This is a genomic window from Variovorax sp. F042 (assembly GCF_057814215.1).
Genome location: NZ_JBVASX010000011.1, coordinates 48,887 through 65,788, shown reverse-complemented (window position 1 = coordinate 65,788; position 16,902 = coordinate 48,887). Strand labels below are relative to the sequence as shown.

The 16,902-nt window shown below is 67.4% G+C and carries 9 protein-coding genes; 4 read left to right on the top strand and 5 right to left on the bottom strand.

Annotation, left to right across the window (positions count from 1 at the left end; all coding sequences use genetic code 11):
- Positions 1-88 precede the first annotated feature (88 nt).
- Together ACZYSP_RS26610 and ACZYSP_RS26605 are read left to right on the top strand one after the other, a co-directional pair.
- On the top strand, positions 89-1,294 hold the full coding sequence (locus tag ACZYSP_RS26610; RefSeq protein ID WP_093058860.1) for a urate hydroxylase PuuD: 1,206 nt from the start codon (positions 89-91) through the stop codon (positions 1,292-1,294).
- 77 nt (positions 1,295-1,371) lie between these two features.
- Positions 1,372-2,712, top strand: coding sequence for a glycerate kinase type-2 family protein (locus tag ACZYSP_RS26605; RefSeq protein WP_093081367.1), 1,341 nt, complete (start codon positions 1,372-1,374; stop codon positions 2,710-2,712).
- A 6-nt stretch (positions 2,713-2,718) separates the two neighbouring features.
- On the opposite strand, the gene ACZYSP_RS26600 is transcribed toward ACZYSP_RS26605, so the two are convergent.
- Positions 2,719-3,306, bottom strand: a complete 588-nt coding sequence (locus tag ACZYSP_RS26600) for an LURP-one-related family protein (RefSeq protein WP_426389727.1) — start codon at positions 3,304-3,306, stop codon at positions 2,719-2,721.
- Between the two features lie 239 nt (positions 3,307-3,545).
- Here ACZYSP_RS26600 and ACZYSP_RS26595 point away from each other — a divergent pair, with 239 nt between their 5' ends.
- A complete protein-coding gene (locus ACZYSP_RS26595; RefSeq protein ID WP_489017530.1) occupies positions 3,546-4,988 on the top strand; it encodes an NAD-dependent succinate-semialdehyde dehydrogenase in 1,443 nt (480 codons plus the stop codon).
- A gap of 7 nt (positions 4,989-4,995) precedes the next feature.
- Here ACZYSP_RS26595 and ACZYSP_RS26590 read toward each other — a convergent pair whose 3' ends face one another.
- From ACZYSP_RS26590 to ACZYSP_RS26580, 3 genes are all read right to left on the bottom strand, one after another.
- Positions 4,996-5,712: an MgtC/SapB family protein gene (locus ACZYSP_RS26590; RefSeq protein WP_093058856.1), complete on the bottom strand. Its 717-nt coding sequence runs from the start codon at positions 5,710-5,712 to the stop codon at positions 4,996-4,998.
- Positions 5,713-5,831: 119 nt separating this feature from the next.
- Positions 5,832-8,600 (bottom strand): magnesium-translocating P-type ATPase, encoded by a 2,769-nt coding sequence (mgtA, locus tag ACZYSP_RS26585; protein WP_093081372.1) that lies wholly within the window; start codon positions 8,598-8,600, stop codon positions 5,832-5,834.
- 215 nt (positions 8,601-8,815) lie between these two features.
- Positions 8,816-9,019 (bottom strand): hypothetical protein, encoded by a 204-nt coding sequence (locus ACZYSP_RS26580; RefSeq protein ID WP_093058854.1) that lies wholly within the window; start codon positions 9,017-9,019, stop codon positions 8,816-8,818.
- An 821-nt stretch (positions 9,020-9,840) separates the two neighbouring features.
- Between ACZYSP_RS26580 and ACZYSP_RS26575 the strand changes: the two genes are divergently transcribed.
- Positions 9,841-10,338, top strand: coding sequence for a low molecular weight protein-tyrosine-phosphatase (locus ACZYSP_RS26575; protein WP_093179706.1), 498 nt, complete (start codon positions 9,841-9,843; stop codon positions 10,336-10,338).
- Here ACZYSP_RS26575 and ACZYSP_RS26570 read toward each other — a convergent pair.
- Positions 10,304-16,795 carry an autotransporter outer membrane beta-barrel domain-containing protein gene (locus ACZYSP_RS26570; protein ID WP_489017526.1) on the bottom strand — a complete coding sequence of 2,164 codons (6,492 nt, stop codon included), beginning with the start codon at positions 16,793-16,795 and terminating at the stop codon, positions 10,304-10,306. The two genes, ACZYSP_RS26575 and ACZYSP_RS26570, sit on opposite strands and share 35 nt — an antisense overlap.
- Between the last annotated feature and the right edge of the window lie 107 nt (positions 16,796-16,902).

Genomic DNA, 16,902 nt, shown 5'->3' with positions numbered 1-16,902 from the left:
TTTCTCTGCTTACAGCGCCCGCGGTGGTGAGCAGGCTGAAACCCCTCCTTGGTGCCCCCACGCGCCAATCGGGTTGAGAGAGAAGCATATGGAAAGTTATTACCTCGACTGGGCCAACCTGCTGCTGCGCTGGGTCCACGTCATCACCGCCATCGCCTGGATCGGCGCTTCCTTCTACTTCGTGATGCTGGACAACAGCCTCGAGAAGCCGCAGGACCAGGAATCGCTCGACAAGGGCGTGGGCGGCGAGCAATGGGCCGTGCACGGCGGCGGCTTCTACAACATGCAGAAGTACGCGCTGGCGCCCAAGAAGCTGCCGGACCACCTGCACTGGTCGTACTGGGAGAGTTATTCGACCTGGATCACGGGTTTCACGCTCTTCACCATGTCGTACTTGTGGAACGCGAGCACGTACCTCATCGACAAGTCGAAGATGGACTGGCAGCCCGGCGCCGCCATTGCCGTGGCGCTGGCCTTCTTCGTGGTGTTCTGGATGGTGTACGACGGCATCTGCCAGATCTTCGGCCGGCGCAAGCACGGCGACACCATCGTCGGCGTGCTGATCGCCATCTTCATCGCCTTCGCGACCTGGCTGGCCTGCCAGTGGTTCGCGGGCCGCGCGGCCTTCTTGCTGGTGGGCGCCATGATGGCCACGACCATGAGCGGCAACGTGTTCTTCTGGATCATTCCCGGCCAGCGCAAGAACGTGGCGGCGCTGCGCGAAGGCAAGCCGGTGGACCCGGTGCATGGCCAGCGCGGCAAGCAGCGCAGCGTGCACAACACCTACTTCACGCTGCCGGTGCTGTTCGCGATGCTGAGCAACCACTACAGCTTTACGTACACGCACAAGTACAACTGGATCGTGCTGCTGCTGATCATGCTCGGCGGTGCGGCCATTCGTCAGTTCTTCGTGGTGCGGCACCGCTTCAAGCTGGGCAATGCGGGCAACCCGCTGCCCTATGCGCTGGTCGGCATCGTGGTGCTGGGCCTGACCATCGTCTGGATGAAGCCTGAACCCGTGGCGGCCCCCGCGGTGGCTGCCGCTGCGCCTGCCGTTCCGTTCAAGGACGTGCAGAAGGTGCTCGAACAGCGCTGCTTCATGTGCCACGGCGCGGCCGTTCAGATGAAGAACGTGCGCGTCGATTCGCCGGAGCAAGTGGCCGCGCATTCACAGGCGATCTACCAGCAGGTGGTGGTCACGAAGATCATGCCGATGAACAACGCTACGGGTATCACCGACGAAGAGCGGGCCCTCATCAGCCGCTGGTTCCAGGCTGGCGCAAAGACCAACTAGACAGACAGAAGTTGACCGGCGGCAAGAGGGCGGGTCACGGTCCGCAGCACAATCGCCGGATTGGAGACAAAGCAGCAATGACCGCATCGAACCCCGCCTTCGGCCCCGCTCCCGATCCGCGCGAAGCCCCGCGCGCCTTCCTCGAACATCTCTACCGTGTGGCGGTGGACCGCGCGCTGCCGCTGTCCACGCTGGGCGCCCATCTGCCGCCGCCGCCCAAGGGCCGTACGCTGGTGCTGGGCGCAGGCAAGGCCGGCGGCTCGATGGTGCAGGCGCTCGAGGCCCTGTGGCCGGCCGATGCGCCGCTGTCGGGGCTTGTCGTCACGCGCTACGACCACATTCCGCCGCGGCCCGAAGGCGTGCCGCAGCGCATCGAGATCGTCGAGGCCGCACACCCCGTGCCCGACGCAGCAGGCCAGCAGGCCGCCGAGCGCATCCTCGCGCTGACGCAGGGCCTCACGGCCGACGACCTTGTGCTGTGCCTGATCTCGGGTGGCGGTTCGTCGCTGCTGGTGCTGCCGGCCGAAGGCCTGACGCTGGCCGACAAGCAGCGCATCAACAAGCAACTGCTCGAAAGCGGCGCAGGCATCGGCGAGATGAACTGCGTGCGCAAGCACCTGTCGCGCATCAAGGGTGGCCGGCTGGCGGCGGCATGCGCGCCGGCCCGCGTGGTGACGCTGACGATCAGCGACGTGCCAGGCGACGACGCAGCCGTCATCGCCAGCGGCCCGACGGTGCCCGACGCCACCACCTGCGCCAATGCGCTCGCCATCCTCGACCGCTATGGCATCGAAGTGCCGGCGCCGGTGCGCGCGCAACTCGAAAGCGGTGAACTCGAAACGCCCAAGCCGCACGACGCCGTGTTCAAGGGCCACGAGACGCACATGATCGCCACGCCGCAGCAGTCGCTCGAAGCGGCGGCCAAGGCTGCGCGCGAGGCCGGCATCGAGGCGCACATCCTCAGCGACGAAATGGAAGGCGAATCGCGCGAAGTCGGCAAGGTGCACGCTGCGCTCGCGCGCGCCGTGGCGCACCGCGGCGAGCCGTTCGCGCGGCCCTGCGTGATTCTTTCGGGCGGCGAGACCACGGTGACGATCCGCCCACGCCAGCCGGGCCAGGCCAAAGGCCGCGGCGGGCGGGCCGGCGAGTTCTGCATGGGGCTGGCCGGTGCGCTCATGGGCCAGCCACAGGTGTGGGCGCTCGCCGCCGACACCGACGGCATCGACGGTGTGGAGGACAACGCTGGCGCCTTCGTCACGCCCGACACGCTGGCGCGCGCCACCGCTGCCGGGAAGAAGCTGTCGGACCATCTCGATCGCAATGACGCCTACGGCTACTTCGACGCCATCGGCGACCTGTTCGTGACCGGCCCGACCCACACCAACGTCAACGACTTCCGCGCGCTGCTGGTGCTGTAAGGAGCTTTACTCCTTCAGCACCATGTCGATGCACATCACCGCCGCCACGATCAGCAGGCGGCGGGCATCGTTGGCCGGCACGCCCGGGTCGATCGACAGCATGTAGTTGTCGGCGGTGGTGAAGAGCTCCTTGCCCAGCCCCGCCCATTTCTTGGACACGGCGGCGAACTCGGTGCTGCCCTGCACGAAGCGGAAATCCCAGCTGGTCCACTTGCCCTTGAGCGTGCAGGCAATCTGCTCCTGAGCGTCGAGCACGTCGAACTTGCCGCCGATGGAAAAGAGCTTCTGCTTGAACGAACCGACGACCTGGTCGTTGCCGTCGAGCACCTGCACCTTCGACAGGAAGATGGATACGCCGCGCTTGACCGACAGCACCTTCTGCCCTTCGGGCGTCGACACCACCACGTCGAATGGCGTGAAGCGCTTGTAGTCGGTGAAGCGCAGCAGCTTGCTGAAGAAGCCGAGGTTCGGCTCACGGCACTCCAGAATTTTCTGTTGCGAATTCGGGTCGAAGATGTCGTAGTTGTTGGCGGCCTTGAAGATGCCGACGTGTTCCTTGATGAAAAACAGGTTGTTGCGCAGCGCTGCGTGCATGGATTTCCCTCGTCCTCTGTGTGTTTGTGTGACGGGGATTATGTTCGGCGCGCATGACGACCCCGTTCCTCCCCCGTGACCGCCGGCGGGCGAGGTTTGTGAACTCGGGTTAATCTATGCCCCCGGCGGCCTGTGGCTGCCGTTGAAGCCGGCGCATCCTTTCGGGTGCAGAGCCGCACAGCACCTCCAGAATTCCCCATTCTTCTTTTCATCATCCAGTCCCCGAAGGAAAGTTCGCCATGACCGCCACCTACACCGACACCCGCCTGCTGATCGACAACGAATGGGTCGACGCCACCGGCGGCAAGACGCTGGACGTCGTGAACCCCGCCACCGGCAAGGCCATCGGCAAGGTGGCTCACGCCAGCATCGCCGACCTCGACCGCGCCCTGGCCGCCGCACAACGCGGTTTCGAGACCTGGCGCAATACCCCCGCGAACGAGCGCGCCGCCGTCATGCGCCGCGCCGCCGGCCTGATCCGCGAACGCGCCCCCGAAATCGCCAAGCTCCTGACGCAAGAGCAGGGCAAGCCGCTGGCCGAAGCCAAGGGCGAAACGCTGGCTGCCGCTGACATCATCGAATGGTTCGCCGACGAAGGCCGCCGCGTCTACGGCCGCATCGTGCCCTCGCGCAACCTGGCCGCGCAGCAACTCGTGCTGAAGGAGCCGCTGGGCCCCGTCGCCGCGTTCACGCCGTGGAACTTCCCGATCAACCAGATCGTGCGCAAGCTCGGCGCTGCGCTGGCCACCGGCTGCTCGTTCCTGGTGAAGGCCCCTGAAGAAACCCCGGCATCGCCCGCTGCGCTGCTGCAGGCTTTTGTCGATGCAGGCATTCCGCCCGGCACCGTGGGCCTGGTGTTCGGCAACCCCGCTGAAATCTCGAACTACCTGATCGCCCACCCGATCATCCGTAAGGTCACCTTCACCGGCTCGACCCCGGTCGGCAAGCAACTCGCCGCGCTGGCCGGTTCGCACATGAAGCGCGTGACGATGGAACTGGGCGGTCACGCCCCGGTGATCGTGGCCGAAGACGCCGACGTGGCGCTGGCCGTCAAGGCTGCGGGCGCAGCCAAGTTCCGCAATGCGGGCCAGGTCTGCATCTCGCCGACCCGCTTCCTGGTGCACAACAGCCTGCGCGAAGAATTCGCCCGCACGCTGGTCAAGTACACCGAAGGCCTGAAGCTCGGCGATGGCCTCGCCGAAGGCACGACCATCGGCCCGCTCGCCAACGCGCGTCGCCTCACCGCAATGGCCCATGTGCTGGAAGACGCGCGCAAGAAGGGCGCCACCGTGGCGGCTGGCGGCGAACGCATCGGCGACACCGGCAACTTCTTCGCCCCCACCGTGCTGACCAACGTGCCGCTGGACGCCGACGTGTTCAACAACGAACCCTTCGGCCCCATCGCCGCCATCCGCGGCTTCGACAAGCTCGAAGAAGCGATCGCCGAAGCCAACCGCCTGCCCTTCGGCCTGGCCGGCTATGCCTTCACCAAGTCGATCAAGAACGCGCACCTGCTGAGCCAGAAGCTCGAACTGGGCATGCTGTGGATCAACCAGCCCGCCACGCCGTCGCCCGAAATGCCGTTCGGCGGTGTGAAGGATTCGGGCTACGGTTCGGAAGGCGGCCCTGAAGCGCTCGAGGCCTACCTGAACACCAAGGCCGTTTCGATCCTGGGCGTTTGATCGGCGCCTAGTCTTCGGCGGAGGCGTTCCAGAACGCCTGCTGTACGCCGTCGAGCGTTTCGAGCTCGGCAATCACCTGGTCGAGCTCCAGCGGCTCGACTGCGGTAGCGTACAGCGTCGCCTCGATTTCCGTGTCGGCCGGCCCGAAGGCGTGCTGGTCGACGTCGCGCACCGGGTAGTTCGCGGCTTCCAGGAGCAGCAGTAACTGGTCCATTACCTCGGGCCGCGCCGCGCGCGAGCAGATCACGCGCACCGCATAGGTCGCCTCGCTCGATTCTTCGCTGATCGGGCGACGGTTGATCCGATTGACCACCGGCCGCAGCAGCGTGTTGCTGGCCAGCACGAACAGCGCGGCGATCATCGCCTCACCCAGCAGATCGGCACCCGCGCAGGCGCCCACCGCCGCCGACCCCCACAGCGTGGCCGCCGTGTTCAGGCCCGTGATGTTGGCGCCTTCCTTCATGATCGCGCCCGCGCCCAGGAACCCGATGCCCGAGACCACGTAGGCCACCACGTGCACGGCCCCGTCCTGGCCGTGCAGCCGATTGGCCATATCGACGAACACCGCCGCACCCACGGCCACCAGCGTGTTGGTGCGCAGGCCCGCGGTGCGCTGCCGTATCTGCCGCTCGAGGCCGATCAGCGAGCCGAGGACGAACGCGGCCGCGACGCTGATGAAAGTGTCGAGCAGCGAGAGCAGGTTGATGTTCTGGATGGCTTGCATCGAAAGGTTCTTTCTTGTCGGTAGGCCCCGCATCGGGAGCCAGGGCATATTTGACGTTGCCAGGATGAAACCTTGTTGGCGAGTTGCTCGGGGCACTAGTTGCTCGGCGAGCATTCATCTCACTGCCACCCATACCGCCGCGCATACCACCCCTTCACCGCCTGCGTCAGCACTGCATAGCCGACCAGCATGGCGACAAGCCAGGGGAAGTACATCAACGGCAGCGCCTGCAGCTTGAAGTAGTGCGCCAGCGGCCCCATCGGCAGCCAGATGCCCACCGCCGCAATCGCCGCACCCATGATCAGCAGCGGCCATGCCGCGCGGCTTTGCAGGAAAGGAATCTTGCGCGTGCGGATCAGATGCACGATCAGCGTCTGCGACAGCAGGCCCTCGACGAACCATCCCGACTGGAACAGCGTCTGGTGGCCCACCGTGTTGGCCGCGAAGACGAACCACATCACCGCGAACGTGAGGATGTCGAACACCGAACTCAGCGGGCCGAAGAACACCATGAAACGGCCCAGGTCCGCCGGGTTCCAGCGCTGCGGGCTCTTGAGGAACTCCTCGTCCACGTTGTCGAACGGAATCGCGATCTGCGACACGTCGTACAGCAGGTTCTGCACCAGCAGGTGCAGCGGCAGCATCGGCAGGAACGGAAGGAACGCGCTCGCCACCAGCACCGAGAACACATTGCCGAAGTTCGAACTGGCAGTGAGCTTGATGTACTTGAGCATGTTCGCAAAAGTGCGGCGCCCCTGGATCACGCCTTGCTCCAGCACCATCAGGCTCTTCTCCAGCAGGATGATGTCGGCCGACTCCTTGGCCACGTCCACCGCGCCATCCACCGAGATGCCGATGTCCGCGGCGCGCAGCGCGGGCGCGTCGTTGATGCCGTCGCCCATGAAGCCCACCACATGGCCATTGGCATGCAGCGCGTGCACGATGCGCTCCTTGTGGGCAGGCGTGAGCTTGGCGAACACTTGGTGCGCTTCGACCACCAGGCGCAGGTCGGCATCGGCCATGTCCTCGATCTCTCGGCCGAGCACGATGCGGCCGACTTCCAGGCCCACGTCGGCGCAGACCTTGCGCGTGACCAGTTCGTTGTCGCCCGTCAGCACCTTCACGGCCACGCCGTGTTCGGCCAGCGCGCGCAATGCGGGCGCGGTCGATTCCTTCGGCGGATCGAGGAAGGCGACGTAGCCCAAGAGCGTGAGCCCCGATTCGTCGGCCACGCCATAGGCCGGCTTCCGTGCCTCGGTCTTCAGCGAACGGCTGGCCACGGCCACCACACGCAGGCCCTGGGCATTGAGCTCCGACGCCACGCGATGGATGCGCGCCAGCACCTCCGCATCGAGCGCCAGCACTTCAGCGCCACGCTCGACCGAGGTGCATACCGACAGAATCTCTTCCAGCGCGCCCTTGCAGATCAGCAGGTGCTCGCTGCCGCCATTGGCCACCACCACCGACATGCGCCGGCGCGAGAAATCGAAGGGCACTTCGTCGATCTTGCGATAGGCCGTCTGCAGACGCGTTTCGAGTTGCAGCTCGGCATGGCTCAGCACGGCTTTGTCGAGCAGGTTCTTCAGACCCGTCTGGTGAAAGCTGTTGAGGTAGGCCAGCTGCAACACGTGGTCCGAGCCTTCGCCCCAGGCGTTGGTGTGGCGCTCGAGCACGATGCGATCCTGCGTCAGGGTGCCGGTCTTGTCGGTGCACAGCACGTCCATTGCGCCGAAGTTGTGGATGGCTTCGAGCCGCTTCACGATCACCTTCTGGCGCGACATCACGACCGCACCCTTGGCCAGCGTGGCCGTCACGATCATCGGCAGCATCTCGGGCGTGAGGCCGACCGCGATAGACAGCGCGAACAGCGCCGCCTCCCACCAGTCGCCCTTGGCAACGCCATTGATCACCAGCACCAGCGGCGCCATCACCAGCATGAAGCGGATCAGCACCCAGCTCACGCGGTTGATGCCTGCCTGGAACGCGCTGGTGCCGCGATCAGTGGCTGTCACGCGTTGCGCCAGCGCACCGAAGAATGTGCGATCGCCCGTGTGCACGATGAGCGCGGTGGCGGTGCCGCTGATCACGTTGGTGCCCATGAAGAGCAGGTTCTCGCGTTCGAGCACGCCCGCCGCGTGGTCACCGCGATCGACGACGAATTTTTCCACCGGCATGGCCTCGCCCGTCAGCGCGGACTGGCTGATGAACAGGTCCTTGGCGGTGAGCAGTCGGCAATCGGCCGGGATCATGTCGCCGGCCGACAGCGCGATCACCTCGCCCGGCACCAGGTCGCGCATCGGCACTTCGACGCGCACCGTACCGGCGTGCGTGGTGTCGAAGCCCTCGTCGCCAGCGGCACCCGCCTTGTAGCCCGGCGCAGGCCGCAGCACGGTGGAGGTGTTGCTCACCATGGCCTTGAGCCGGTCGGCCGCCTTGTTGGAGCGCGACTCCTGCAGGAAGCGCAGCACCGTCGACAGCACCACCATGCTGCCGATCACGAGCGTGGCCTTCATGTCCTCGGTGACATAGGAGACCAGCGCCAGCACCGTCAGCAGCAGGTTGAACGGATTGCGGTAGCACTGCCACAGGTGCTGCCACCAGGGCAGCGGCTGCTCGTGGCGCACCTCGTTGCTGCCGAGGCGCTTGCGCAGCACTTGCGCATGGCCTTCGCTGAGGCCGCGCGGCGAACTGTTGAGCTTGAGCAGCATCTCGCCGGCATCGGTGCGCGAGGCGGCGCCCAGTGCCTTCGCGATGTCGGGCGGCATGCTGACGGAGGAGCCGGTGCCGACGGGCTTCGAGCCCAGAAGCGTCTGCCAGCGCTCGAAGTGATGCAGCATGTGGCGGCTGCGCAGGAAGCTTTCGAAGAAAGACTTCAGGACGTTTTTCATGGGGTTCTCCTTCGGGGCGGCCGCCGCCCGCCCAGGGAGAACCTCCGGGCATCAATCAGCCAGGAGCAACCCTTTGCGAAGCGCGGCGGCGGGCCGCGTTGTTGTTGGTGCAATCGATCGAAGCGAAGGGGGCGCGCTACGGCGCAAATGAGAGGCTGGGTCCATCGTGTGCTCCCGGGTTGCTTGCAGGTTGAAGGAAGGGTTCGGAGCGCGGCTCAGCGGCGAGGCGCGCAGGCCGGCTGGAGCACCAGGAAGCTGCGGATGCGGCGCGTTGTCCAGAGCGCCGCGGCCTGGTCGAGCGAGGCATCGACGACGGGCGCGGCGTCAACTGCCGCAGGGTCGCGGGCAGGCGCGTGCGCCGACGGGCGAACACGCTGCTGCTGTTCGTGCGGCTGACGACGAAGATGAAAGTGACGCATGACAAGGCTCCTTCGCAGTGAAGGGCCTCGTGCACGGACGCACGCAAGCTGACTGAAAAAGTCAGCGACGAAACGACGGGAATCGGGAGGAGGGGAACCGCTTGCCGATGAGGCAAGAGGGCCACGCTGTGTGCACACCGGCACGCAGCGCGGGAGAAGCCTGCGCTAGAGAGCCGGGTGTGTCACGCCTGCCGAGGCACGCGTCTTGTCACTGATCCAACTGGCACTGTCCACGCACGGGGCTCCGAAATGAAGATGCAGGATTGTTGCACTGCGGCACGAACAGCGTCAACCCTTTTGGCCATGTCCCTCGATGCCGGCATGGTAGTTATCGCCTCACTGTTGCGGTTACGTCCCGCTTGTGCGGGCACCTGAGACGGTCGTGCAAACTGCGCGCCCTCACTTCACAGAACACCCGCGCTGACTTCATGCTGAATTCACTTCGCCTGAGCACACTGGCTTCGACAGCAGACGGCGCTGGTAGAGGCGAGGGAGGAATAAAACCGCTCAGGGAAGTGCCTCGATGCCGACTGCTGTCACCTTTCACGGTCTGCAGGACCATCAGACCAGATCGCTCGGGCGTGAAAAAGCCCGCTCGAAGCGGGCTTTGGGAATGTGGTCGTGAACTCTTACGCGGTCCACGCTACGGCAAATTCTTTTGCATGAAGTCATTATTGTTTTTCTCGTCGTAGTGACTTCGACGCGCTGGTGTGAGATTCAGCTTGCCTGGCCAGGCAGTGCTCAGGATCATTGAGCGAGGTCGCATTGTAGCCTCTCTGCCGCATCCATCAGCCCGCGAAATCATCCAGCCGTTGTCGCATATGAAGAAACTGGCAATTCTGTTTATTTGCACCGGCAACATCTGCCGCTCCCCCACAGCCCACGTCCTGTTGATGCACAAGGCCCGCGCAGTGGGTTTCCACGTCGAAGTCGACAGTGCAGCCGTCTCCGACGAAGAGCGCGGCAATCCGCCCGATCCACGCTCCGTGGCCGAGGCCAAACGCCGCGGCATCGAGATGCACGCCCATTCCGCGCGGCAGGTCCGCAAGGCCGACTTCGAACGTTTCGACCTGATCATCGGCATGACTGCCCAGCACTGCGCCGCGCTGCGCCGGCTTGCCCCCGCAGGCACGGCCCACAAAGTGCACCTGTTCACCGAATTCGCCGAGGGCGTCGAAGGCGATGTGCCCGACCCCTGGTATGGCGGGCAACAGGCTTTTGTCGAAGTCTTCGACCTGATCGATCTTGGCGTCGATGGCCTGCTGACGAGGCTGGCCGCGCTTGCTACCAGCGCACCCGCACACCCAGCGACGCGTTGATCGAGCTCTTCAAGCGCGCCGCGCCGCCCGAGGCCCACAGCTTGCCCAGCTCCCCGTAGAGCGAGGCGCGCTCGCCGAGAGCGAGCGTCACGCCACCGGCCACTTCGGTGCTGGTCGAGCCCGTTTCGCTGCGGATGGCCGTGCCGCCGCCGAAGTTCAGGAACTGCGTCACGTCGGCACCGCCGGAGGCGTGGAACACGTTGATGCGCCCATAGGGCTGCAGCGTTCCGGCGCCGGTGGCGATCTCGCCCTTGATGCGCACGCCTGCGCGCACGATGAGGCCGTCATGCGGGTCCTGTGTCACCGCGGCGCCGGAGATGCCCGTGTCGTCCATGCGCAGGCGCTGGTGAATGAGCTGCAACTGCGGTTCCACGATCCAGCCGCTGCCGATGCCGAAGGCCTTGCCCACCTCGATGGAGGCCAGCAGGCTCTTGCCCTTGCCCGAGCTGCCGAAGGTCGCGAACGGCTGCACGTTGTAGCGGTGCTGGCTGGCCTGCAGCACGGCATCGGCGTACCAGCCCTCGTCGCCGCGCCAGGTGGCGTAGGCGCCGAGGTAGCGGCTGCGCAGGTCGTTGGAACCCACGTCCAGCCCCTGGATGCCGCGCGCGAAGCCGTTCACGCGGATGTTGCCTTCGAGCTGGCCGACGTAGACGCCCACGTTCCAGCGGGTGTCGGCCCACAGGTCGGTGCCGGCCTGGAAGCCGTGGAGGCGACCCTTGCTCTGCGCGTTCGCGGTGCCGCGCTGGCTCGCGTCGATGTCGGTGCTGATCAGGCGGCCCCAGGCGCGGCGACCGCGAGCGCTGGCGCCGTCGGTGGCGAGCCGCGTGTCGTCGCCGCCGCGCAGGTGCAGGTTGCCCAGCATCTCGAGGTTGCCTTGGCGCAGCTGTTGCGCCAGCGCGGCATACAGCGGCACTTCGATGCGGTAGGTAGGCAACCCGCCGATCCCGCCCGGCCCGCCCGGTGTTCCAGGAAGGCCGCCGGTGGTGGAGCGCAGGTACCAGTTCTCGCCGCTGCCGCTGGCATCCGCCGGGTACAGCCGGTACTCGTAGGCGCCAGCGTCCACGTGGCCGCCGGCCAGCGAGAAGGCGTCCCTGGTGGTCTGTGCGGTGGTGGTCGCGCCGTTCAGGGCGCTGATCACCTCGATGCCGTTGCCCGTCGTCAGCGCGCCCAGTCCGCCGAGGTTGATGATCTGCACCGTGGTGCGCCCGCTCGCGGTTGCGCCGGCGCCGTCGAGCACCAGGCGGTCCGAGGGGCCGGTGGCATTGAGCACCGCACCCAGTTGCAGGATGCCGTTGTTGCCCGTGTAGGGCCCGGTGACGGTGAGCGTAGTGCCCGGCGCGGCGCCGGCCAGCGAGACCGTGCCGCTGTTGGCCAGCGCGGCCACCGTCTGGCTGAAGCCGGCCAGGTCGAGCGTCGCACCCGCGGACACGCTGGTGGCCGAGGCAGCGCTCAACGCATTGGCCGCGCCTGCGCGCAGCGTGCCCGCGTCCACCTGCGTTGCACCGGTGTAGGTGTTGGCGGTGCCGGCCAGCGTCAGCGTGCCGCTGCCCTCCTTGACGAGCGCGCCGCCGCCGCTGACGGCGCCCGTGAGCGTGCCGTTGAAGGCACCGGTGTCGACCACCGCGCCGCCGCCGCCGGCGGCGAGCGTCACGTTGTTGGCGACCGTCAGGCCATCGGCCGCAAGACCGAGCGTGGTGCCGCCGGACATCGCAAGCGCGCCCGTGCCCAGTGCCGCATTGGCGCCCACGTCGATGCGGCCCTGTGTGAGCGATGTGCCGCCCGCATAGCTGTTCGCGCCGGTCAGCGTGAAGGTGCCCGTGCCTTGCTTGACCAGGTCGCCGCTGCCGCTGAGCGTGCCGCCGAAGGTGGTGCTGGTGTTGTCGCCGCCGGTCGTGAGCGTTGCGCTGCCGAGCTGGAGTTCGCCGCCGGCCGTGCCGCCGCCGGACAGCGAGCCGATGGTCTGGTTGAAATCGTTCAGGTCCAGCGTTGCGCCCGCCGTGTTGGCCAGTGCGATCGGCGCGGTGGGATTCAGCAGGTCCGGCGCGCCGAAGCGCAGCGTGCCGGCTGCGACGGTGGTGGCGCCCGTGAGGGTGCTGGTGCCTGCGAGCGTCAGCGTGCCTGCGCCCGACTTGACCAGGCCGCCGCTGCCGCCGAGCGCGCCGCTGGCGGTGAAGTCCAGACCCGGATCGACGATCTCGATGCCGCCGCCCGCCGCGCCGATGTCCAGGTTGCGCGCGGTACCGGTGAACGCGGTGCCCGTCACCTGCAGGCGCCCGCCGTCCAGCGTCACATTGCCGGCGGCCGCGCCGAGGTTCACATCGGCGGAAACGGACAGCGTGCCGCCCTGCACCGCGGTGCCGCCGGTGTAGGTGTTGGTGCCGCCGAGAACCAGCGTGCCGTCGCCGGTCTTGGCGATGCCGGCCGTGCCCGCGACCGTGTTGTTCAGCGTGGCGGTGAAGCCGGCCGAGCCCGCGCCGCCGTCGCCGACGCGGATCTCCGCCTTCGCGCCGCCCCCCGCGCCCAGCAGCGTCAGCGCGTCGCCGGTCAGCGTGTAGCCGTTGCTCGCGAACTGCAGGCCGGTGGCCTGCACCGCGCCGCCGGTGTTGTCCACCGTCACTGTGCCCGGCGCTCCGGTGAAGATCGCGAAGCCCGGCTGCGGCTGCATCGGCAGCGAGATGTTGCCCACCGCATCGGTCCACACCGGCGAAGTGGTCGACCAAGTGCCGGTGCCGCCGCCCGACTGCGTCGGACTGGCCAGGCCATTGGCATTCCAGAAGTCCAGCGTCATGCCCGTGCTGTTGACGAGCGTGAAGCGCTTGTCGGCGCTGAGGTTCTGCAGGACCACCGTGGCGCCGCCGGGCACACCGCCCAGCGTCAGCGTGCCGCCGCCCGTGAGCGCGCCGCCGTAGTCCACGAGCCGGTACACACCGGGGCCGAAGCCGCCGGTGTCCGTCACGTTGATGGTGGTGTTGCCCGCGATGAGGAGGTTGCCGCCCACGCTCACGCTGTCGCTCTGGCCGGGCGTGGCGAAGTTGGCGCCGGGCGTGCCGAACTGATAGTCGAACACGCTGCCGTTGGCAAGCGACAGGCTGCCGCCGATGGTGAGCATGCCCATCGCGCCGGGGGTGCCCGGTGCCAGCACGGCAGTGTTGTTGAGCGTGACATCGCCACCGATGCGGCCATTGCCCGACAGCGTGGAGCCGTTCTGCATCGTGACCGCGCCGCTCCCGGTGGCGCTGCCGGTCGCGTTGCCCACCTGCAGCGTGCCGCTGGCGACCACGGTCGGCCCCGAGTAGGTGTTGGCGTTGTTCAGCGCGAGCGTGCCGGTGCTGCCCATCGAGATTCCCCCGGCGCCGCTGACCGTGCCGCCGAGCGTGATGTTCCTGGCGCCCGCGACACCCAGGTTGTCGTTGAGCACGACGTCGTTCGCCAGCGCCACGTCGGTGCTGGCGCTGAGCATCGCGGTGCTGGCCACCGTCAGCGCGCCGGTACCCAGGGCTGTGTTGTTGCCGACGCTGAGCGTGCCCGCCTGCAGGGTGACGCCGCCGCCGAAATTGTTGGCGTTGTTGAGTGCCAGCGTGCCGGTGCCGTTCTTGATGAGCGAGCCGGCACCGCTCACCGTGCCGTCGAGCGTGAGGTCTGCTGCACCGCCCACCGTGAGCCCCGCGCCTGCTCCAAGCGTGACGGCGTTGGTCAGCGCGAGTGCACCGCCCGTGCTCGACAGCGTGGCGTTGCCCGTCACGCCGAGCGTGCCGGTGCCCAGCGAGGTGCTGGTGCCCAGCGCGAGCTGGCCGCCGGCCAGCGTCACGCCGCCGCCGAAGTTGTTGGCGCCCCCCAGCGTGACGGCGGCAGTGCCGTTGACCGCGAGCGCGCCCGCACCGCCGATGACGCCGCCCAGCGTGAGCGCATTCGCGCCACCCAGGCCCAGCGTGGCGCCGCCGTTCAGCGTGACGTTGTTGCCCAGGGTAATGCCGGGTATGCCCGCGTTCAGGTTCGCGCTGCCGCTGACACTGAGCCCACCTGTGCCCAGCGCGAGGTTGTTGCCCACGCTGAGCGTGCCGCTGGCCAGGTTGACGCCGCCCAGAAGGCCGACGTTGGCGCCATTGAGGCCCAGCGTCGCCGTGCCGTTGTAGCCCAGCGCGCCGATGCCCGACACCAGCCCGCCGAGGGCGATGTTGCTGGCGCCGCCCACTGTCAGGCCCGCGTTGAGAACGACCGCGTTGCCCACGCTCACGTTCGCACTCGCATCGAGCGTGGCGGCGTCGTTGACCGTCAGCGCGCCCAGGCCCAGCGACGTGTTCGTGCCGATGCCCAGGCTGCCGGCCTGCAGGTTCACGCCGCCGGAGAAAGTGCTCGCGCCGCCCAGCGAGAGCTTGGCGGCACCGGTCTTGATGAGGCCGCCGAGGCCGCCGAGGGCGCCGTTGAGCGCCAGGTCGCTGCCGCTGCCGATGGTCAGGCCGGCATTGAGGTTGAAGTTGTTGGCAAGGCTCACGGCCGCGCCGGCCGTGAGCGAGCCGGCACCGCTGACCGTGACCGCCCCCGTGCCCAGCGCGAGGTTGTTGCCGACGGTGAGCGCGCCGCCGCCCAGGTTGAAGCCGCCGGCGAAGTTGTTCGCGCCGTTGAGCGTGAGTCCCGGCGCACCGGCCAGGCTCATGCCGCCCGCGCCACTGATCGTGCCGTTGAGCGTCAGCGCACCGCCTCCGCCACCCGCGCCGAAGTTCAGTGTGTTGTTGAGCACGACAGCGTTGCCGATCGCCACGCCGGCCACACCGGTCAGCGAACCGGCGCCATTGACGGTCAGCGCGCCCGAGCCGAGCGCGGAACTGTTGCCGAGGTCGATCGAGCCGGCCTGCAGCACAGTGCCGCCGCCGTAGTTGTTGCTGCCCGTCAGCGCCAGGGCGCCGCTATTGAGCGTCAGGCTGCCGGCACCGGCAATGTTGCCGCCCAGAGTCAGGGCGCCTGCGCCGTTGAGCGACAGGGCGCCATTGAGCTGCACCGGGTTGGTGAGCGTGCCCGTGAAAGCGGTGTTCAGCGTGGCCGGACCACCGACCAGGAACAGGCCGGTGCCGAGCGAGCTGGCCGAGCCCAGCGTGAGCCCGCCCGCATTGAGCGCCAGCCCGCCGCTGAAGTTGTTGCTGCCGGACAGCGTCAGGGTGCCGGCCCCGTTCTTGATCAGCCCGCCCGCGCCGCTGATCGTGCCGCCGAGCGTCAGGCCGTTGGCGCCCTGCACGATCAGGCCGCCTGTCAGGTTGACGTTCTGCGCCAGCGCCAGGCCCGGAAGCGACGCCTCGATGGCGCCGCCGTTGGCCGTCAGCGCGCCGGTGCCGAAGGCCAGCGGGTTGTCGAAGACCGAGAGACCGCCGTTGAGCGTGGTGGCGCCGCTCACCACCGCGCCGGTGAGCGTCCACGTGCCGCTGTTGACGGTCAGGTTCTCGAAGTTGAGGTACTGCAGGCCCGAGATGTTGCCGGTGCCGCCCGTGCCGGAGCCGGGTCCGGCGATGGTGTTCTGCAGCACGAGCGTGTCGCTTCCGCCGACGCCCGCATCGACCGTGCCCGTGGCGGCGAATGTGAGCAGGCCCGGTGGGAGGGTGAGCGTGGGAATGGCCACGGCAGGCAGCGGTATCAGTGGATTGCCGATCGACGACCCGGTCACCGCCACGAAGGTGTCGTTGCTGACTGTGGTGCCCAGCGAGACGCTGCCGTTGATGGTGCCCGCGTTGACGAAGGTGTTGCCGCCAGTGGTGGGGCTCTCGAAAGCCACGCGGCCCGTGATCGTTCCGGTGTTCGTGAAGTTGACGTTGCCGCCGCCGTAGACGGCGACCGCGATCGAGTTGACCGGATCGAAAGCGCCCAGCACGCTCACGCCGATCGAGCCGCTGTTGTTGAACGTCGTGGTTCCGGCGTTGGCGATGACCGCCGCCGTGCCGAGCAGGCCGAAGGTGCCGTCGAAGGTGCCTTCGAGCAAGCCCGAGTTGTTCACCGTGACGTTGCTGCTGGTGGGCGCGATCAGGTTGCCGATGGTCAGGGCCCGCGCGAGCACGAGGGACCCCGCCGCATTCGCATCGATGGCGCCCAGGTTGTTGAGCGTGATGTTGTTGCCGCTCAGGGTCATCGCGGTGCCGCCGGGCAGCGTGCTCATGATGCCGCCCGCCTGCACCGTCACGGCGAGGCCGTTCGCGTTGCTGAGAAAACTGTTCGGGTTCGGCGGCAGCGTGATCGGCACGCCGGTGCAACTCACCGTGTCGTTGTCGATGGGGGCTGCGGGTGTGCATGCCGCCGCCGCTTCACCGCTGTGAAACTGCAGCGCCGCCAGCACCGCGAGGGCAGGGAGCACGCTGTGGCATACAGCACCGGTGCTGCCTCTTGTCCTTCCTGAACCACTGCGCTTCGTCAGTTCCGATGCGACCCGGAACTCCCCCGACCGATGATCAAAGATGACACGGTAGACATGGTTCACGGCTCGCCTCCAGCCTTGTAATGGCTGCGATTATTTGTATCGAGGCGTGTGAAATGAAAGGGTACTGAAAGGCTTCACGGAGCGCGAAGCCGCGGCGAATGAGGTCC

Excerpts from the sequence above, each read along its gene's own strand:
- ACZYSP_RS26575 (WP_093179706.1), top strand. The coding sequence starts at position 9,841 with ATGAAGAAACTGGCAATTCTGTTTATTTGCACCGGCAACATCTGCCGC.
- ACZYSP_RS26595 (WP_489017530.1), top strand. The coding sequence starts at position 3,546 with ATGACCGCCACCTACACCGACACCCGCCTGCTGATCGACAACGAATGG.
- ACZYSP_RS26580 (WP_093058854.1), bottom strand. The coding sequence starts at position 9,019 with ATGCGTCACTTTCATCTTCGTCGTCAGCCGCACGAACAGCAGCAGCGT.
- ACZYSP_RS26610 (WP_093058860.1), top strand. The coding sequence starts at position 89 with ATGGAAAGTTATTACCTCGACTGGGCCAACCTGCTGCTGCGCTGGGTC.
- mgtA (WP_093081372.1), bottom strand. The coding sequence starts at position 8,600 with ATGAAAAACGTCCTGAAGTCTTTCTTCGAAAGCTTCCTGCGCAGCCGC.
- ACZYSP_RS26600 (WP_426389727.1), bottom strand. The coding sequence starts at position 3,306 with ATGCACGCAGCGCTGCGCAACAACCTGTTTTTCATCAAGGAACACGTC.
- ACZYSP_RS26590 (WP_093058856.1), bottom strand. The coding sequence starts at position 5,712 with ATGCAAGCCATCCAGAACATCAACCTGCTCTCGCTGCTCGACACTTTC.
- ACZYSP_RS26605 (WP_093081367.1), top strand. The coding sequence starts at position 1,372 with ATGACCGCATCGAACCCCGCCTTCGGCCCCGCTCCCGATCCGCGCGAA.